The organism is Dolichospermum heterosporum TAC447, assembly GCF_024584745.1.
Classification (GTDB): Bacteria; Cyanobacteriota; Cyanobacteriia; order Cyanobacteriales; family Nostocaceae; genus Dolichospermum; species Dolichospermum heterosporum.
This window is the reverse complement of sequence record NZ_CP099464.1, coordinates 917,244-934,311: the sequence shown is the minus strand read 5'-3', so window position 1 is coordinate 934,311 and position 17,068 is coordinate 917,244. Positions and strand designations below refer to the sequence as shown.

General features: G+C 39.0%; 19 protein-coding genes. 15 read left to right on the top strand and 4 right to left on the bottom strand.

Translation table 11 applies throughout. From position 1 onward, the window contains the following. Positions 1 to 60: 60 nt before the first annotated feature. Positions 61 to 405, bottom strand: a complete 345-nt coding sequence (locus NG743_RS04225; RefSeq protein WP_027404720.1) for a rubredoxin — start codon at positions 403 to 405, stop codon at positions 61 to 63. Positions 406 to 667: 262 nt separating this feature from the next. On the opposite strand from NG743_RS04225, the gene NG743_RS04220 reads away from it, so the two are divergent. From NG743_RS04220 to NG743_RS04210, 3 genes are read left to right on the top strand one after another with little or no spacing between them, the layout of a single operon-like run. Further along, positions 668 to 1,030 carry an NAD(P)H-quinone oxidoreductase subunit 3 gene (locus NG743_RS04220; protein WP_027404721.1) on the top strand — a complete coding sequence of 121 codons (363 nt, stop codon included), beginning with the start codon at positions 668 to 670 and terminating at the stop codon, positions 1,028 to 1,030. Continuing rightward, positions 1,021 to 1,758, top strand: coding sequence for an NADH dehydrogenase subunit K (locus NG743_RS04215; RefSeq protein WP_193962103.1), 738 nt, complete (start codon positions 1,021 to 1,023; stop codon positions 1,756 to 1,758). Before NG743_RS04220 ends, NG743_RS04215 begins: the two co-directional genes overlap by 10 nt. Continuing rightward, positions 1,751 to 2,278, top strand: coding sequence for an NAD(P)H-quinone oxidoreductase subunit J (locus NG743_RS04210; RefSeq protein WP_027404723.1), 528 nt, complete (start codon positions 1,751 to 1,753; stop codon positions 2,276 to 2,278). Before NG743_RS04215 ends, NG743_RS04210 begins: the two co-directional genes overlap by 8 nt. Positions 2,279 to 2,656: 378 nt before the next feature. On the opposite strand, the gene dxs is transcribed toward NG743_RS04210, so the two are convergent. Continuing rightward, complete coding sequence (gene dxs, locus NG743_RS04205) at positions 2,657 to 4,564, bottom strand: 1-deoxy-D-xylulose-5-phosphate synthase (RefSeq protein ID WP_027404724.1); 1,908 nt, start codon at positions 4,562 to 4,564, stop codon at positions 2,657 to 2,659. An 800-nt stretch (positions 4,565 to 5,364) separates the two neighbouring features. Here dxs and NG743_RS04200 point away from each other — a divergent pair. The 8 genes from NG743_RS04200 to NG743_RS04165 all read left to right on the top strand — a co-directional run bounded on the left by NG743_RS04200 (position 5,365) and on the right by NG743_RS04165 (position 11,369). Continuing rightward, on the top strand, positions 5,365 to 6,138 hold the full coding sequence (locus NG743_RS04200; RefSeq protein ID WP_027404725.1) for a Tic22 family protein: 774 nt from the start codon (positions 5,365 to 5,367) through the stop codon (positions 6,136 to 6,138). Between the two features lie 22 nt (positions 6,139 to 6,160). After that, complete coding sequence (prmC, locus tag NG743_RS04195; RefSeq protein WP_257121578.1) at positions 6,161 to 7,066, top strand: peptide chain release factor N(5)-glutamine methyltransferase; 906 nt, start codon at positions 6,161 to 6,163, stop codon at positions 7,064 to 7,066. Between the two features lie 947 nt (positions 7,067 to 8,013). Then, complete coding sequence (locus tag NG743_RS04190) at positions 8,014 to 8,484, top strand: protein kinase domain-containing protein (protein WP_257121577.1); 471 nt, start codon at positions 8,014 to 8,016, stop codon at positions 8,482 to 8,484. 243 nt (positions 8,485 to 8,727) lie between these two features. Next, the gene (locus NG743_RS04185; RefSeq protein ID WP_257121575.1) at positions 8,728 to 8,865 is read left to right on the top strand and encodes a hypothetical protein; all 138 of its coding nucleotides are present in this window, start codon (positions 8,728 to 8,730) and stop codon (positions 8,863 to 8,865) included. 50 nt (positions 8,866 to 8,915) lie between these two features. Further along, positions 8,916 to 9,269: a diversity-generating retroelement protein Avd gene (avd, locus tag NG743_RS04180; protein ID WP_257121576.1), complete on the top strand. Its 354-nt coding sequence runs from the start codon at positions 8,916 to 8,918 to the stop codon at positions 9,267 to 9,269. 236 nt (positions 9,270 to 9,505) lie between these two features. Next, positions 9,506 to 9,643: a hypothetical protein gene (locus tag NG743_RS04175; RefSeq protein ID WP_257121575.1), complete on the top strand. Its 138-nt coding sequence runs from the start codon at positions 9,506 to 9,508 to the stop codon at positions 9,641 to 9,643. Between the two features lie 50 nt (positions 9,644 to 9,693). Then, positions 9,694 to 10,047, top strand: coding sequence for a diversity-generating retroelement protein Avd (gene avd / locus NG743_RS04170; RefSeq protein WP_257121574.1), 354 nt, complete (start codon positions 9,694 to 9,696; stop codon positions 10,045 to 10,047). Between the two features lie 236 nt (positions 10,048 to 10,283). Then, on the top strand, positions 10,284 to 11,369 hold the full coding sequence (locus NG743_RS04165; RefSeq protein ID WP_257121573.1) for a reverse transcriptase domain-containing protein: 1,086 nt from the start codon (positions 10,284 to 10,286) through the stop codon (positions 11,367 to 11,369). Positions 11,370 to 11,534: 165 nt separating this feature from the next. On the opposite strand, the gene glyA is transcribed toward NG743_RS04165, so the two are convergent. Then, positions 11,535 to 12,818: a serine hydroxymethyltransferase gene (gene glyA / locus NG743_RS04160; protein ID WP_027404727.1), complete on the bottom strand. Its 1,284-nt coding sequence runs from the start codon at positions 12,816 to 12,818 to the stop codon at positions 11,535 to 11,537. 886 nt (positions 12,819 to 13,704) lie between these two features. On the opposite strand from glyA, the gene NG743_RS04155 reads away from it, so the two are divergent. Both NG743_RS04155 and NG743_RS04150 read left to right on the top strand, forming a co-directional pair. After that, positions 13,705 to 13,902: a hypothetical protein gene (locus NG743_RS04155; protein ID WP_027404728.1), complete on the top strand. Its 198-nt coding sequence runs from the start codon at positions 13,705 to 13,707 to the stop codon at positions 13,900 to 13,902. 76 nt (positions 13,903 to 13,978) lie between these two features. Further along, positions 13,979 to 14,455, top strand: coding sequence for a Tic20 family protein (locus NG743_RS04150; RefSeq protein WP_027404729.1), 477 nt, complete (start codon positions 13,979 to 13,981; stop codon positions 14,453 to 14,455). On the opposite strand, the gene NG743_RS04145 is transcribed toward NG743_RS04150, so the two are convergent. Further along, positions 14,452 to 15,225 carry a fumarylacetoacetate hydrolase family protein gene (locus NG743_RS04145; RefSeq protein ID WP_257121572.1) on the bottom strand — a complete coding sequence of 258 codons (774 nt, stop codon included), beginning with the start codon at positions 15,223 to 15,225 and terminating at the stop codon, positions 14,452 to 14,454. The two genes, NG743_RS04150 and NG743_RS04145, sit on opposite strands and share 4 nt — an antisense overlap. Positions 15,226 to 15,526: 301 nt before the next feature. Here NG743_RS04145 and rpsF point away from each other — a divergent pair, with 301 nt between their 5' ends. Next, positions 15,527 to 15,853, top strand: coding sequence for a 30S ribosomal protein S6 (gene rpsF / locus NG743_RS04140; protein ID WP_027404731.1), 327 nt, complete (start codon positions 15,527 to 15,529; stop codon positions 15,851 to 15,853). Positions 15,854 to 16,443: 590 nt separating this feature from the next. Further along, positions 16,444 to 17,004: an Npun_F5560 family protein gene (locus NG743_RS04135; protein ID WP_257121571.1), complete on the top strand. Its 561-nt coding sequence runs from the start codon at positions 16,444 to 16,446 to the stop codon at positions 17,002 to 17,004. Positions 17,005 to 17,068: the final 64 nt, after the last annotated feature.

Sequence of the window (17,068 nt, the reverse complement as noted above, 5' to 3'; positions counted from 1 at the left end):
TTCCTGTTCCCCGTTCCCCGTTCCCTGTTCCCTGTTGCTCGTAAATAAAGATAGCTGTTTTTACTGTAGTCCGTAAAGGCTAATGAAAAACAAGAATCCCAGAGCCAAAGCCCCAAAAATCAAAATGTTCTTTTGAGTTGGTGTCAGCTTATTACCACCTAAACCGTAACCCAAATTCTCCTTGAAACCAGAGGCAGTACCCGCCGGTCCAATATTCGCAAAAGCAGTTTTCTTGGCTATGCAAACTGGACAACGCCAATTTGTCGGTAGTTCCGCAAAAAGTGTTCCTGGGGGAACATCACTTTTATCGTCTCCCTTCTCAGGTTCATAAACATAGCCGCAAGAGCGACACTCATAGCGGTCTAACACTGGAGTTTCCATAGCTTGTTCAGCTTGTTCACTCATGGCTTTTAGTCTCGCTTTAGGGGAATTGTTAAATATACGTTACAAATTATGACATAATTGTTGGACTTTTCTATCACTAATCAAAAGGATTCAAATACAAGGATCTACTCTGTTGCCCAGATTTCAGAAAACCCTAAAAGATATAATGTAAAAGAACATTATCCATATATTTCACTGAACACTTGTCAGTTGCCACCTATCAAGCCATAAAACTGATAACTGATAGCTTATTACCTTACACCATTAGCGGTAGAAAAACATTGTGTTTGTTCTTAGCGGTTACGAGTACCTTCTAGGCTTTTTCATCCTGTGTAGCCTAGTACCAGTCCTAGCACTGTCAGCCTCAAAAATTCTTAGACCCAGTGGGAACAGTCTAGAAAGACGCACTACCTACGAATGCGGACTAGAACCTACTGGCGGAGCTTGGATTCAGTTCAACATTCGCTACTATATGTTTGCTCTAGTCTTCGTTGTTTTTGACGTAGAAACAGTATTTTTGTATCCTTGGGCAGTTGCATTTAACCGTTTGGGTTTATTGGCATTTATCGAAGCCCTAGTCTTTATTTCGATTCTTATCATCGCCTTAGTTTACGCATGGCGGAAAGGAGCTTTGGAATGGTCTTAAATTCTCATATCATCACCCAGGACACAGAAAAAATCATCAACCCCATTCAACGTCCTACAGTCACCCACGAACTGTCAGAAAACGTGATTTTAACCACCGTTGATGACCTTTACAACTGGGCGCGGCTTTCTAGCTTGTGGCCTTTACTATTTGGTACAGCTTGTTGCTTCATTGAATTTGCGGCATTAATCGGCTCTCGCTTCGACTTTGACCGTTTTGGGTTAATTCCCCGTTGCAGCCCCCGACAAGCCGATTTAATCATCACTGCCGGGACAATTACCATGAAGATGGCTCCCCAATTGGTGCGTCTTTATGAACAAATGCCCGAACCCAAGTATGTGATTGCTATGGGTGCTTGTACAATCACTGGGGGAATGTTTAGCGTTGACTCCCCGACAGCAGTGCGCGGAGTTGATAAGCTAATTCCTGTAGATGTGTATTTGCCTGGCTGTCCGCCCCGTCCAGAAGCGATTATTGACGCAATTATTAAACTGCGGAAGAAAATTGCCAACGAGTCCATGCAGGAACGGGATAACATCAAGCAAGTCCACCGTTACTACAGTACAACTCATAATATGAAACCAGTTCCCGACATATTAACGGGTAAGTATATGCAGTCAGATACTCGCTTTAACCCGCCCAAGGAACTAACCGAAGCAATTGGTATGGCTGTACCCCCAGGACTGTTGACAGCAAAGACACAGAAGGAGGAACAAGCACGTGGCTGAAGAAGAATCGAAACCAGTTCCCGTAGCGGAATCAGCTTTAATTCAACCCGGTAAAGTTTCCCAATGGTTAGCGGAAAATGGCTTTTTCCATGAGTTTGTAGAACTTGACGCTAACGGAGTAGAAATAATTAAAGTCCCTGCAAATTTTCTACTTCCCATCTCTACAGCTTTGTACGCCTATGGGTTTAATTATCTGCAATTTCAGGGCGGTATTGACTTAGGTGCAGGAGAAGAATTGGTAAGTGTTTATCATTTACTCAAAGTTAGTGATAATGCTGACCGTCCTGAAGAAATCAGGGTGAAAGTGTTTTTACCCAGAGAAAATCCCTCTGTACCTTCAGTTTACTGGATTTGGAAAACAGCAGACTGGCAAGAACGGGAAACCTATGATATGTATGGCATCATCTATGAAGGTCATCCTAACTTGAAACGGATTTTGATGCCAGAAGATTGGGTAGGTTGGCCCTTACGAAAGGATTACATCTCACCTGATTTTTACGAGTTACAAAACGCTTATTAAGTATTGCTGGAATTGAATTTTCAGTAGTAACAATTAACCCCTTTCCAGTCGTGGAGAGGGGTTTGAATTGTCAGCATTTATTTATGTAGGGTTTGCTGGTAGCGTAGTGTTAGCCATATAAAACTAAAACCGTTTTTAGTATAAAGTTCCCTGTTCCCAAATCAGGATACCCAAGATAAAAGGATAAACAGGATAAGGAAATCCATATAAAATAATTGGCGTTGTTAAATTGAGGTATAAACATCAAAAATTCCATTTTTCAAACTCTTACTCTTTGCGCCTTTGCGTGAGACGAATTTATACTTTTATCTACCAACGCCAAATAATTAAATCTTGAAAATCCTCAAATCCTGAAAATCCTGATTCAGAGCATAAAAACTATTTCACACCAGCTAATTCCTTCTTAAAAAAAGCTTGTAAAACAGTTTCCGCAATTTGAGGACTACTCAAACCCAATGCTGCAAAAGATTGATCCGGCGTAGCATGATCTACCAAAATATCAGGGACACCAATCCGCTTCACAGGGACAACAATATCAGCATCAAGTAAAGCCTCAGCCACAGCAGAACCAAAACCACCCATTAAACAACCTTCCTCCAAAGTCACAACCCGACCAATTTGTTTAGCCAAAGGTAAAATCAACTCAGTATCCAAAGGCTTAACAAAACGAGCATTAATTACAGTTGCTTCAATCCCATGTTCGCTGAGAATTTCCGCCGCTTGCATTGCTGGGTAAACCATCGTACCATAGCCAACAATCAACACATCATCCCCTTGACGAAGAATTTCCCCCTTCCCGATTTCCAAGGATTCCCAGCCTTCCTCCATTAAGGGGACACCGTGACCATTGCCACGAGGGAACCGCATAGCAATAGGTCCATCTGTGTAATTAATCCCAGTTACAACCATCCGTTGTAATTCCGCCTCATCCTTGGGAGCCATGACCACAATATTCGGGATACAACGCAGATAAGCAATATCATACATCCCTTGGTGAGTCGGACCATCAGCCCCAACAATCCCCGCCCGATCTAAACAGAAGAATACAGGTAGATTTTGAATGCAAACATCGTGAATAATTTGGTCAAAGGCACGTTGCAAGAAAGTGGAATAAATAGCAGCCACAGGACGCATACCTTCACAGGCTAAACCAGCAGCCAAAGTAATGGCGTGTTGTTCAGCAATACCCACATCAATATACTGATTAGGTAATTTAGCTTGTAGTTTATCTAAGCCTGTACCAGTAGCCATTGCGGCTGTGATACCGACAATTTTAGGATTTTGTTCCGCCAGTGTTACTAAAGTATGAGAAAAGACCTTAGCGTAAGCAGGAGGTTTAGGTTTACTAGAAGGAATCGCTTTACCAGTAGCCAAATTAAAGGGAGTTTGAGCGTGGTAGCCGACTTGATCTTTTTCTGCTAGTTCATAGCCTTTACCCTTAGTTGTGACTACATGAACCAAAACCGGGCCAGTAATTTGGTGTGCTTGTTGGAATGTGGCAATTAATTCCTCTAAATTATGCCCATCAACTGGACCCATGTAAGTAAAGCCCAATTCTTCAAAAACAGCGCCGACCTTGGGAACTGCTAACCGCTTCATCCCTTCCTTGATGCGCTCAAGTTCGGGAGACAGGGAATCACCCACAAAAGGCAGATGTTTTAACTGTTCTTCAATTCCATCGGAGAGAAATTGCACCGGCGCACTCAGACGCATTTTATTCAGATAACGAGGAATCGCCCCCACGTTAGGAGAAATGGACATCTCATTGTCATTGAGAACCACCAGGAGATTAGTTTTCGGGAGGTGTCCAGCGTGGTTAATGGCTTCTAGCGCCATACCCCCTGTTAAGGCCCCATCACCAATTACAGCAACAGTTTTAAATTTTTCCCCTTTTAAGTCGCGGGCTAAAGCCATCCCTAAAGCAGCGGAAATACTGGTAGAAGCGTGTCCTGCGCCAAAATGATCAAATTTGTTCTCGCAGCGTTTGAGATAACCTGCAACGCCATCTTTTTGACGGAGAGTATCGAAATTACTGTAGCGTCCGGTAATTAATTTGTGGGGATAAGCTTGATGTCCCACATCCCATGTGACTTTATCCCGATCTAAATCTAGGGTTTGGTAAAGTCCTAGTGTTAATTCGACAACGCCCAAACCAGGACCCAAATGCCCTCCAAAGGCTGCTACGGTTTGTAGGTGCTTCTCACGAATTTGACGGGCAATTTGTTGCAACTGCCGAATTGACAACCCATGCAACTGGTTAGGATGGGTAATTTCACTCAAGTGCATATTATCGGCTTTTCCTTTCTAGGTCTTCTTTTGGCATGATCTTATTTTCCCACTTCCGGTGGCTTCTAAAATCTGACTGTCGTTAATTGTTGTTGTTTAACTATAACTTTTGTACGTTTTTCAGGTTCATAGATAAATTTTGGCTTCATTCTTGGATGAGAATAGTATCAATGTTAAATCTTGATTTTAACTGTATATTAATCTGGTAACTGGCATAAATTAAGTAATTGGACAAAAATATTTACAGTCATTGCGAGGGAGGGGAAGCAATCACAACCCTGGGAATTGCTTCATTTCACTTCGTTGCATATGACTAACGCCACGCTGCGCTAACGCAATGACATTGTGTAATTAATTCTGTCTCACTACTTGTAACCTCCCAAAACCGCCAAACACCTAATCAACTGCTTTTTGGTGGTTTTTGGAACGTTAGATGTAATCAGAGCGTCATTAAATACAGGATGGAATGGGAAAACATCAGGATCTTCTTTCTTCCTAGAGAAGACATATAATAGGGTTTTCAGGCTTTTGGGTGGGGTAATGGAAATGAATAGCCAAGCAAAAATAAAAATAAAATAACTTTAATGTGTATATTCAGTTTCTAGAGGTGATAATATCATCACCGCCAAAAGGTTTGACAAAATCCTATTTTGAGAATTGATAGTTGATACCAAATAGCTACCATAAGTTTTTTGTAAAATAAATGGTCTGCTATATGACTAAAACTAGTTATTGGTATATAAATCTGACAATTTGTCTAATTACTGGCATTCATGAAATTATTGAAGTGAGGAGTGAGCATGAAATTATTAGTACGTTGGGGCTTGACATTGGGTTTGGCTGGTAGTGTGATGTTTGGCGGAATATTAGGAATCAATAACCTGCAAGCCTTAGCTCTACCACAGGAGCAAGTGGTAAAAACTTTACAAGAAGTACCCGTTTTTACACTAACTAATGCCCAAGGAGAATTTGTAGTTATCTCTAGGAAAAATCAATCAAAGACTATTTCCCAGGTAGGCTTTTTTCTGAGCAAGAAAGATGCTCAGATTTTTCTAGAACAGCGACTAAAAAAAGAAAATCCTCAGTTAGCAAGCACTATTAGAATCACACCTCTTTCTTTAGCAGAATACTATAAATTAGTTGTAGAAAATAATAAGAAGAAAGACTCTAATGTAGTTTTTAGCTTAGTTCCTAGTAAACAACAAGTGGATCAAGCAATAATTATGCTGAATACCAGTGGTAAAACAGACAAAAAATTTGATGGTATTCCTTTGTTTGTGCCAAAATTTAAGCAAGACAATAGCTATTTAACAATTCCCAAAGGACAAGCAGGAAAGGAGCGATTAATTCCCTTCTATTTTGAAAAAGAACAAGCAGTGGCTCTTTTAGAAGCATTTAAAAAGGCTAAACCACAGGAAGCAGCTAATACAGAAATTCAAGTATTAGATTTGTATAGAGTGATTGACACACTCAGTAGCAGTAATGATCCCAGCACTAATAAAATTTTCTTGTTTCCTTCACGGGAATCAATAGAATTTATTCGTTCCATAGTTCCCGCTCAACCCAAAAAATAGAAAATCATTTTTACCTCCTGATATGTTAAAGCCAAATTATAAGGTTTCTGGATTAGAACTTTGGCAGTGGCGAACAACCGCAATTCAATCGGCTATAGCTGCGGATATATCCCCAATGGAGGTAGATTGGCTATTATTAACAATAGCTAATTTAGACCGCTTGGCACTGCGTTTAGAGTCTTTCAAAACATGGCAGGAAATTCCCATACAATTGTCTTTAACAGAATTAGAGCAATTGTGGCAAAGGCGATTAGATGACCGTTTACCGGTGCAGTATATTGCGGGAATGACGGCTTGGCGAAAGTTTCAACTCACGGTATCCAATGCGGTCTTAATTCCTAGACCAGAAACAGAGATATTGATTGATTTGGCTGTGGCTGCTGCTAATGGTGGAATGAAAGCTGGACATTGGGCTGATTTGGGGACGGGTAGTGGGGCGATATCCATCGGTTTAGCTGAAGTCTTTACAGATGCGATGATTCATGCTGTAGACATTAGTCCCGCTGCTTTAGCCGTAGCTCAAACCAATGCTGAAAATTTGGGTTTTCGGGAACGGATTCAATTTTATCAGGGTTCTTGGTGGCAACCTCTAGAATCTCTCAAGGGTCAGTTTAGCGGTATGGTATCCAATCCACCCTATATCCCTAGTCATACTGTCTTAACTTTACAGCCAGAAGTGGTTAAACATGAACCTCATTTAGCTTTAGATGGTGGTGCAGATGGTTTAGACTATATCCGTCATTTAATTAATGTTTCCCCTGATTATTTGCGTCCTGGAGGGCTGTGGTTAATTGAAATGATGGCAGGACAGGCGGAAATGGTGCGGGAATTATTGGTAAGTAACGGGAATTATGGCAATATTTCTATTCATGCTGATTTAGCGGGAATTGAACGTTTTGCGGTGGCTTGTAAGCAAAATATTGTCTGAATCAGGTGGTTATCGAGCGAAGTCGAGATGATATCCAGGATTTCGGGATTTTCAGGATTGTTGTTGGAGACTTTTGGGAATGGGAAGGATTTTGATTTGAATAATATTGTCTGAATCAGGATATCCAGGATTTGAGGATTTTCAGGATTGTTGTTGGAGACTTTTGGGAATGGGAAGGATTTTGATTTGAATATTTAATAAGCAATATTGTCTGAATCAGGATTTTCAGGATTTCGGGATTTTCAGGATTGTGGTTGGAGACTTTTGGGAATGGGAAGGATTTTGATTTGAATAATATTGTCTGAATCAGGATTTTCAGGATTTGAGGATTTTCAGGATTGTTGTTGGAGACTTTTGGGAATGGGAAGGATTTTGATTTGAATAATATTGTCTGAATCAGGATTTTCAGGATTTGAGGATTTTCAGGATTGTTGTTGGAGACTTTTGGGAATGGGAAGGATTTTGATTTGAATAATATTGTCTGAATCAGGATTTTCAGGATTTGAGGATTTTCAGGATTGTTGTTGGAGACTTTTGGGAATGGGAAGGATTTTGATTTGAATAATATTGTCTGAATCAGGATTTTCAGGATTTGAGGATTTTCAGGATTGTTGTTGGAGACTTTTGGGAATGGGAAGGATTTTGATTTGAATAATATTGTCTGAATCAGGATTTTCAGGATTTGAGGATTTTCAGGATTGTTGTTGGAGACTTTTGGGAATGGGAAAGATTTTGATTTGAATAGTCAGCAATAACAAAAATATCGTCGAAATTACCATTTAGATAGAATAAATGTTCTCAAAAATCTAAATTCCAAAGAACATAACATCAAACAAAATTATCCTGAAAATCCTTAAATCGGTGGATATCATGATATGGCTTGCGCTATGCTACGCTATCAGACAGTAGTATGCTATAATCATTACTAGATATACCCAGCAGCTACCATGAGTCAATGTCTCAATCCTCAATGTAATTACGAAAATCCCCAAGGTACTAGCTTTTGTCAAAACTGTGGCGGTAAAATAGTCCTACGAGATCGCTATCGTCCGATTGAATTCCTGGGAGAAGGTGGTTTTGGCAAGACTTTTCGAGCAATAGATGAAGAAAGATTAAACACCCCCTGCGTCATTAAACAGTTTTTACCCCAACAAGCCGGAAGCGCAGCCTTACAAAAAGCTACAGAACTATTTCAACAAGAAGCCGTCAGGCTGCAAGACTTGGGAAAACATTCCCAAATACCAGACTTACTCGCATTTTTTTCTCAAGATGGTTTACTTTATTTAGTCCAAGAATTTATAGATGGTCAAAATCTTTTGCAAGAATTTCAAACTCAAGGTAAATTAAACGAATCCCAAATTATAATTATCGTCACAGAATTATTGCCAGTTATCCAATTTATTCATGACGTTAAATAACTTATAAGATTGTAGGTTGGGTGAAGGGATAGTGCAAGCTAAGGAAGTTTTGTAAATGTTGGGTTTCCTAACGCCAACCTAACCTACATGGATTATTATACTGCAAACGGTTCATTGCTTAAACAAATATGAAACCCCTCTCCAAACCTCTCCCCGCAACGGGGAGAGGCTTTGAACTTGTTATTTGTATTAGAAAAAAGTCCAATTTTTAGCCATTTTGAGTATATATAGAAGAATTTAGATATGAAAAGATATGGTAATCTTTGGGAAGAAATTACAGATTTTAGTAACTTACTTCTAGCAGCAAAACAAGCACAAAAAGCAAAGCGATTTAAACCTGATGTTATCGAGTTTAATCATAACCTAGAATTGGTAGGGTAAAACCGAAGACTTGCTCGATTCTAAACTACATCAAAAATAGCATATAAAAAATGGGTGATTTACCTATAATTCAGAAAACTTACGATTTAATTAACTGGTATGTACCGATTATTAATCGTTTACCACGAAATCATAAGTTTATGCTAGGTAACAGAATCACTACTGTTCTTTATGACATTTTAGATGAATTGCTGATTGCTCGTTATCGTTCTCCAAAACTCACAGAATTAAGATCTTCTAATATTAAACTAGAAATTCTCAGATATCAAACCAGATTACTTTTTGATTTTCATCTAATTTCCACCGACCGTTACGAATATATCCAAAAATTAATTAACGAAATTGGTTTAGATTTAGGTGGTTGGATAAAACAACAGGAAAATTTGACGTTAAATAACTTATAAGATTGTAGGTTGGGTGAAGGGATAGCGCAAGCCAACGAAGTTTTGTAAATGTTTGGTTTCCTAATGTCAACCTAACCTACATGGATTATTATACTGCAAACGGTTCATTGCTTAAACAAATATGAAACCCCTCTCCAAACCTCTCCCCGCAACGGGGAGAGGCTTTGAACTTGTTATTTGTATTAGAAAAAAGTCCAATTTTTAGCCATTTTGAGTATATATAGAAGAATTTAGATATGAAAAGATATGGTAATCTTTGGGAAGAAATTACAGATTTTAGTAACTTACTTCTAGCAGCAAAACAAGCACAAAAAGCAAAGCGATTTAAACCTGATGTTATCGAGTTTAATCATAACCTAGAATTGGTAGGGTAAAACCGAAGACTTGCTCGATTCTAAACTACATCAAAAATAGCATATAAAAAATGGGTGATTTACCTATAATTCAGAAAACTTACGATTTAATTAAATGGTATGTACCGATTATTAATCGTTTACCACGAAATCATAAGTTTATGCTAGGTAACAGAATCACTACTGTTCTTTATGACATTTTAGATGAATTGCTGATTGCTCGTTATCGTTCTCCAAAACTCACAGAATTAAGATCTTCTAATATTAAACTAGAAATTCTCAGATATCAAACCAGATTACTTTTTGATTTTCATCTAATTTCCACCGACCGTTACGAATATATCCAAAAATTAATTAACGAAATTGGTTTAGATTTAGGTGGTTGGATAAAACAACAGGAAAATTTGACGTTAAATAACTTATAAGATTGTAGGTTGGGCGAAGGGATAGTGCAAGCTAAGGAAGTTTTGTAAATGTTGGGTTTCCTAACGCCAACCTAACCTACATGGATTATTATACTGCAAACGGTTCATTGCTTAAACAAATATGAAACCCCTCTCCAAACCTCTCCCCGCAACGGGGAGAGGCTTTGAACTTGTTATTTGTATTAGAAAAAAGTCCAATTTTTAGCCATTTTGAGTATATATAGAAGAATTTAGATATGAAAAGATATGGTAATCTTTGGGAAGAAATTACAGATTTTAGTAACTTACTTCTAGCAGCAAAACAAGCACAAAAAGCAAAGCGATTTAAACCTGATGTTATCGAGTTTAATCATAACCTAGAAAGAGAATTATTTAATTTACAAGCAGAACTCAAATTAAAAACCTATACTCCTGGAGAATATACAACATTTGAAATTTTTGAACCCAAGCCTCGCTTAATTTCTGCTGCACCTTATCGTGATAGGGTAGTACATCATGCTCTTTGTCGTGTTGTTACTCCTATTTTTGAAAGTACATTTATTCATGATTCTTACGCTAACCGAGTTGGTTATGGTTCACACCGAGCTTTGCGTCGCTTTACAAAATTTGCTCGTTCTAGTAAATATATCTTTCAATCTTATATTCGTAAATACTTCCCGAGTATAGATCATCAAATCTTAAAATCTCTAATTCACCGCAAAATTAAATGTGCTGATACCCTCTGGTTACTTGATAAAATCATAGACCATAGTAATGAACAAGAGTTGGTAGTGCATTATTTTCCCGGAGATGACTTATTATCACCTTTAGGAAGAAGACGTGGTTTACCTATTGGTAATTTGACAAGTCAATTTATGGCAAATGTCTACTTAAACGGTTTTGACCATTTTATCAAAGATCAACTTAAATGTAAAAAGTATATTCGCTACGTTGATGATTTTGCTTTATTTGGTGATGATAAAATCTTTTTAGCTAATGCCAGAATTTCTATTGAAGGATATTTAGCCAGTCTAAGATTAAAAATTCACCCAATTAAAAGCCAATTATTTGAGACTAAACACGGAGCAAATTTTGTCGGTTTTCGTGTGTTACCTAAGCAAATTAAAGTCCGTAGTAATAGCTTACGTCAAAGCGTTAAAAGAATTAAGAAAACTATCTCACAACATCAACGAGGGATTCTGGACAAAGAAACAATCAGACAAGTTTTGCAAAGCTGGGTTGCTCATTTACAGCATGGTGACACATGGAGATTAAGAAAAAATATTCGTTCTACTGTTTTCCACCATCTTGAAGATCAGATGCTAAAAATCCTTAAATCTTGAAAATCCTAATGCTGACGAATGAACGGCCTATATATATGGGCGCACACTTTTCAACTCTTAACATAATCATAGTCGAAACTCAGAATTTTGTCAAGCACCAATTTATAATAAAAACTGGGTTACAGAGGGTGGACAATGGCCACCCTCCACTTAATCCAAGGTTGCTTAAACTAGGGCTGGTACAGGAATTTCTAGGTGGGGATATAATGGGAAGCGATCGCACAATGCGGCCACTCTCATTAAACAATCTTTAGTTACTGTATCTGAATCTGGGGAAAGTAGGCGATCGCTAATAATATTCGCAACTTCCGTAAATTCTGCCACACCGAAACCTCTAGTTGTCATCGCTGGAGAACCCAATCTTAAACCACTAGTAACAAAAGGTGATTCAGTATCAAAGGGAACTGTATTCTTATTCGCGGTGATATTCACAGTGCTAACCAGTTGATCTCCTTTCTTCCCAGTCATGCCAACAGAACGTAAATCTACTAACATCAAGTGATTATCAGTGCCATCAGACACTAATTTAAAGCCTCTGTTTTGTAATTGAGTAGCCATCGACCGAGCATTTGCAATCACCCGCCCAGAATAGTCTGTAAACTCAGGTTTAAGAGCTTCACCAAAAGCCACAGCCTTACCAGCAATGACGTGTTCTAGTGGTCCACCTTGAGTTCCGGGGAAAACTGATTTATCCAGCTTTTTACCCAAGTCGGCATCACGGGTCAAAATCAAGCCGCCGCGAGGACCACGTAAGGTTTTATGAGTTGTAGTTGTGACGACATCACAATAAGGCAGAGGATTGGGATGATGACCAGTAGCCACTAAACCAGCAATGTGAGCAATATCTGCAAGTAAATAAGCGCCAACTTCATCAGCAATACTGCGGAACTTTTCAAAGTCAATAATCCGAGGATAGGCTGAATAACCACAAATCAACAGTTTAGGACGTTCTTTGATCGCTAAATCACGGATTTGGTCATAGTCTAGTTGTTCGGTTTCTTTACTTACGCCATAATGACGGACTTGAAACCATTTACCAGAAACATTCACTGGTGAACCGTGAGTCAGGTGTCCTCCATGAGATAAGTCCATACCCATAATTGTGTCTCCTGGTTGCAGCAGGGTCAGGAAGACGGCAAAATTAGCTTGGGCGCCGGAATGGGGTTGAACATTGGCATGAGCCGCACCAAATAGCTGTTTAGCTCGGTCAATGGCTATTTGTTCAATTTTGTCAACAAACTCGCAACCGCCATAATAGCGTTTACCGGGTAAGCCTTCGGCGTATTTATTGGTTAATACTGAACCTTGGGCAGCTAATACGGCGGCGGAGGTAAAGTTTTCACTGGCAATTAATTCCAGGTGATCACGTTGACGCTGTAATTCTTGGTTAATTAGTTCATTAATGGCAGGATCGGAGCTTTTTAGCAGGTCTGAGTTAGTTTTTGTCATTTTTTATGATGCTGATAAAGTTGATGAAAATTGAAATTGGGGTTAAACCTATTACCAAAGTTGTAAATTAGGCAATTTGTTTATTATAAGAATTTAGACGGAAAACCTTTGGAGACTTCCAAGAAATAAATTATTCTAAGAAACGAACCACAGAGGCACAGAGTACACAGAGAGAGAATTTCTGCATCAGTTTTGGGACATTTTTTTATTTGGAAGTCTCTTGAGAACGGGGAAAGTAATTATCTAAGAATTGTTGACTTTAATCAACGTGGTAGCCTGAAGTTATGTATTATTTTGTACTTAAACTCACAAAATTACCAGAGATACAAGATACAATAAAACTAGGTTTAATGAACAACTTTTTGTTATTAACTCAAGTTGCTAAGTAATTGGACAAAAATATTTACAGTCATTGCGAGGGAAGGGAAGCAATCACAACCCTTGGAATTGCTTCATTTCACTTTGTTCCATATGGCTAACGCCACGCAACGCTAACGCAATGACATTGTGTAATTAATTCTGTCTCACTACTTGGTTATCTCGTTGAGGCTGGTAATGGGTAATTGGTAATAGGTAATTGGTAAAAAAAGCTCTGGTTTCATCCTGTTCATCCTTTAATCCTGGACATCCTGATTCTGACAATTTACCTAACTAGCGACTTACATTAAGTAGGTGAACACAATAAAACCAAACTGTGTAAAGAGACGTAAAATCCCTGAAAACTTCTTTACTCTTGCCTCTTGCCTCTTGCCTATTGCCTCTTGCCTATTGCCTATTGCCTATTGCCTATTGCCTCTTGCCTTGCTATAACGACAATTTTCAACGCCAACCTACTTATTACCAACATTTTTTGAGATTGCCCTATTTGAAAACCGGAGGGGTTGAGATGTTAGTCATTTTCATGGACAATCAAATCCTTAGCTCTGAAAAGGTCTGTAATTCTTGTTTACTAGCAAATGGTAGTGGACAACCTCGCTGGGGTGGAGGTAAACTGCGCTGTGGTCAAGCAATTAATAAGTTTACAGAACAACAGCCAGATCAATATGAGTGCGTGATGGGCTTTCTCGTCGCCAATATAAAATAGATTTACCAGCAAGGTCAAGCATCTGCGTTATCCTAAGCTCAATAGCTGTTGAAATTTAGCCACAGGAGAACACAAAATGTCTTGGCGCGGGTCTACAACTTTCCCTGAGCGAATTTTCGCTTGTTTACCTTATTTGCTGCCTTTAATTGAGGTGTTTGCTTTTGGTCAGTTTTTAATGAATGATTTTCCCCTTTTAAAACTGATATTTTTACCTCTGTTCCCACTGTTAAAAATTTACTATGATGTCCGCTTTGCGGGAATGATTATTTTCTTTGCTTTGTGGTTGTTGGTAGTCAGAAACGAGAAAATTCATCATTTTATTCGTTTTAACACGATGCAAGCCATCATTTTAGATATTGTGATCTTTTTATGTAGCATCTTGACTGATATTGTGAAATTAGTTCCTGGTAGTGGATTTGCTATGCAAACACTGTTTACAACTATTTTTATGGGAATATTAGCAGCCGTTGTTTATTCCGTTGCTCAGTCTTTAATGGGGAAGTATGCGGAAATTCCCGCGATTTCCGATGCAGTACATATGCAGGTACCCTAACGCCCCACAACTGTGTTTTCTAGGCGACCAATTCCTTCGATTTCCACACGGATGCGATCGCCTATTTGCAAAGCCCCTACCCCCATCGGTGTACCAGTTAATACTATATCCCCAGGTAATAAAGTCATCACTTGACTGATATAAGACACCAAAAAATCCGGAGAAAATACCATTTGATCAATACAATTAGACTGAACTGGGTGGGGATGATCATTCAGAAACGTCTGTAATCTCGCACCTGGGTTCAATTCTCGGACAATCCAAGGACCCAAAGGACAAAAAGTGTCAAAACCTTTGGCTCTAGTCCATTGGGGGTCTTTTTTCTGTAAATCCCTGGCTGTGACATCATTGGCAATGGTATAACCCCAAATTTTACTTTGGGCTTGGGCTGGGGTACAATCACAGGTGCGATCGCCAATCACCAAAGCCAATTCTCCTTCATAGTCTACCCGTTGAGACTGATAAGGGTACTTAATTTCTTTTTCCGACGCAATTACAGACGTAGGCGGTTTCAAAAAAATTAGCGGTTCAGCAGGTACAGGAGTCCCCATTTCCGCTGCATGATCAGCATAATTCTTGCCTACACCCACAATTTTTGAAGGCGCACAGGGGGCTAGAATCGTGTAAGAATTGGATGGCAGGATTAAATCCGTAGGTTGACCATCCAACCAAGGTGGAGCATCTAGCACCTCCACATTCTGAGTAAGCTGGAGCAACCCATAGTGAATTTTCCCTTCTTGACTTTGAACTCGCACATATCGCTGCGCCATAAGTTTGACAAATATCCTTAAATATGCTTTCTTTCAGCAGAATGTGGTTAATGATTGCCATTGAAAACTTGTAAAATTATAAGATAAATATGGAAGACCTGATGAATTTAATTGACAAACTATACAAACTATCAACCAGTGGACAAATCCTGCTAAAAATTGTGTTAGTGTAGAATAGCTAAAAAATTGTCAAAATTCCTTGTTGCTTGAGATGTTGATCAATAAAATTATCGCTCACAGCAATGTTTGTGTGAATTAACACCTCTTCAGCCATTTTGTCCAAAAGGTAAATTTAAAAAACATGACCACAGTTTACGAAACCATGTACATCCTGCGTCCTGACTTGGGAGATGAACAGGTAGTACAACAAATTGCTAAATACGAAAACCTCATTCGTGAACACGGCGCTGAGAATATTGAAATTCAAAACCGTGGTAAACGTCGTCTAGCTTATGAAATTCAAAGACATCGTGATGGCGTTTATATTCAACTTAACTACACAGGTCCTGGAACAGTAATTGCTATCATGGAACGGGCGATGCGATTGAGCGAAGAAGTAATTCGTTATATGACCGTCAAGCAGGAAGTTCACCAAGAAAAACCAGCAGAAGAAGTTGTAGCAGCTTAATAACCGCGTTTTCTCAAGTGATTAGTTAGGATTTCAGCAGTATGGCTTGTGTCATGCTGCACCATCAAGAAATCAGGAGTCAGGAGTCAGGAGTCAGGAGTCAGCAAGCCTTAATTAATAATTCTATAAATATTTTAGATACAAGCAACTACTTATATACTAAACACGGGTGAGATATAAACTTTTGCAAAATGACAAAGAACCTAGATGTGTAGGAGTTTAGCACTGCTGATATGTGTCAACTTAATCTCAAATCCCTACCACATCTCGTTCCTAGTCTCTGACTAGGAATGCAGTTAATGAGGCTCTGCCTCTAATATTATTGAAGGCAGAGCCTTCTAGAATTCATTCCCAGTCAGAGACTGGGAATGAGGTAACTTGAGTTCTTTGCGGGATAGAGGTTTTACGTTAAGTTGACACCAATGAAGCTCTTGCTAAACCCCTACTTTAGAATCAAACAATCAAGTCGTTTTGAGATAGTACAGAAATCGCTAAATTATTTTAATCAAATTGCTCAGTATGTGATACAATCGGCGCAAGTCAAAAATCAAGTATAACTGTATATATATTAAGTAAGAGCTTTAAGTGCCGTGAGCCAATCTGATATACCAAGCATCCAAGAACTGTCTACGGAAATATCCCAGTTGCGCCAAGACTTGCAACTGCGTGATCAATTAGTTCAACAGTTATCACAGGAACTATTTCGGCTAGTCAAGGGGAATACTAACTTTACAGTACCAAAATCTGAATCAGAGATAGATTCCAGTCAATTGCAAGCTTTAAGAGATCAAATCCAAGCTGTAGAACAACAGGTAACTTTCTACCAAGAACAAATTACGAATCGTGATACAGAGATATATCAATTACGCCAGTCTGTGCAGGAACTAACTGATCGTAGTCGAATGTTAGAGCAAGTAGTACAAGAATTGCCCCAAATTTACCGTCGTAAGTTTGAGGAACGCATGACACCAGTACGAGACAAGGTAACAATCCTACAACGAGAAAATCGCCAATTGCAAGCCGAATTGCAAAGTGTGAGTTACCGTTTAGCGCTCAAAAACCGCTACGCAAATCATGGTGGTATTGATTTACCGACTTTTCCTCGTTCAGAAGCGACAGCCGATAGTATACCTGCTCCCCAGAATGCGTGACATATTCCTACACTGCACTCCAGAAGTCAGTGTAGGCTTGACATAGTAAAAAGCGGACTCAGGT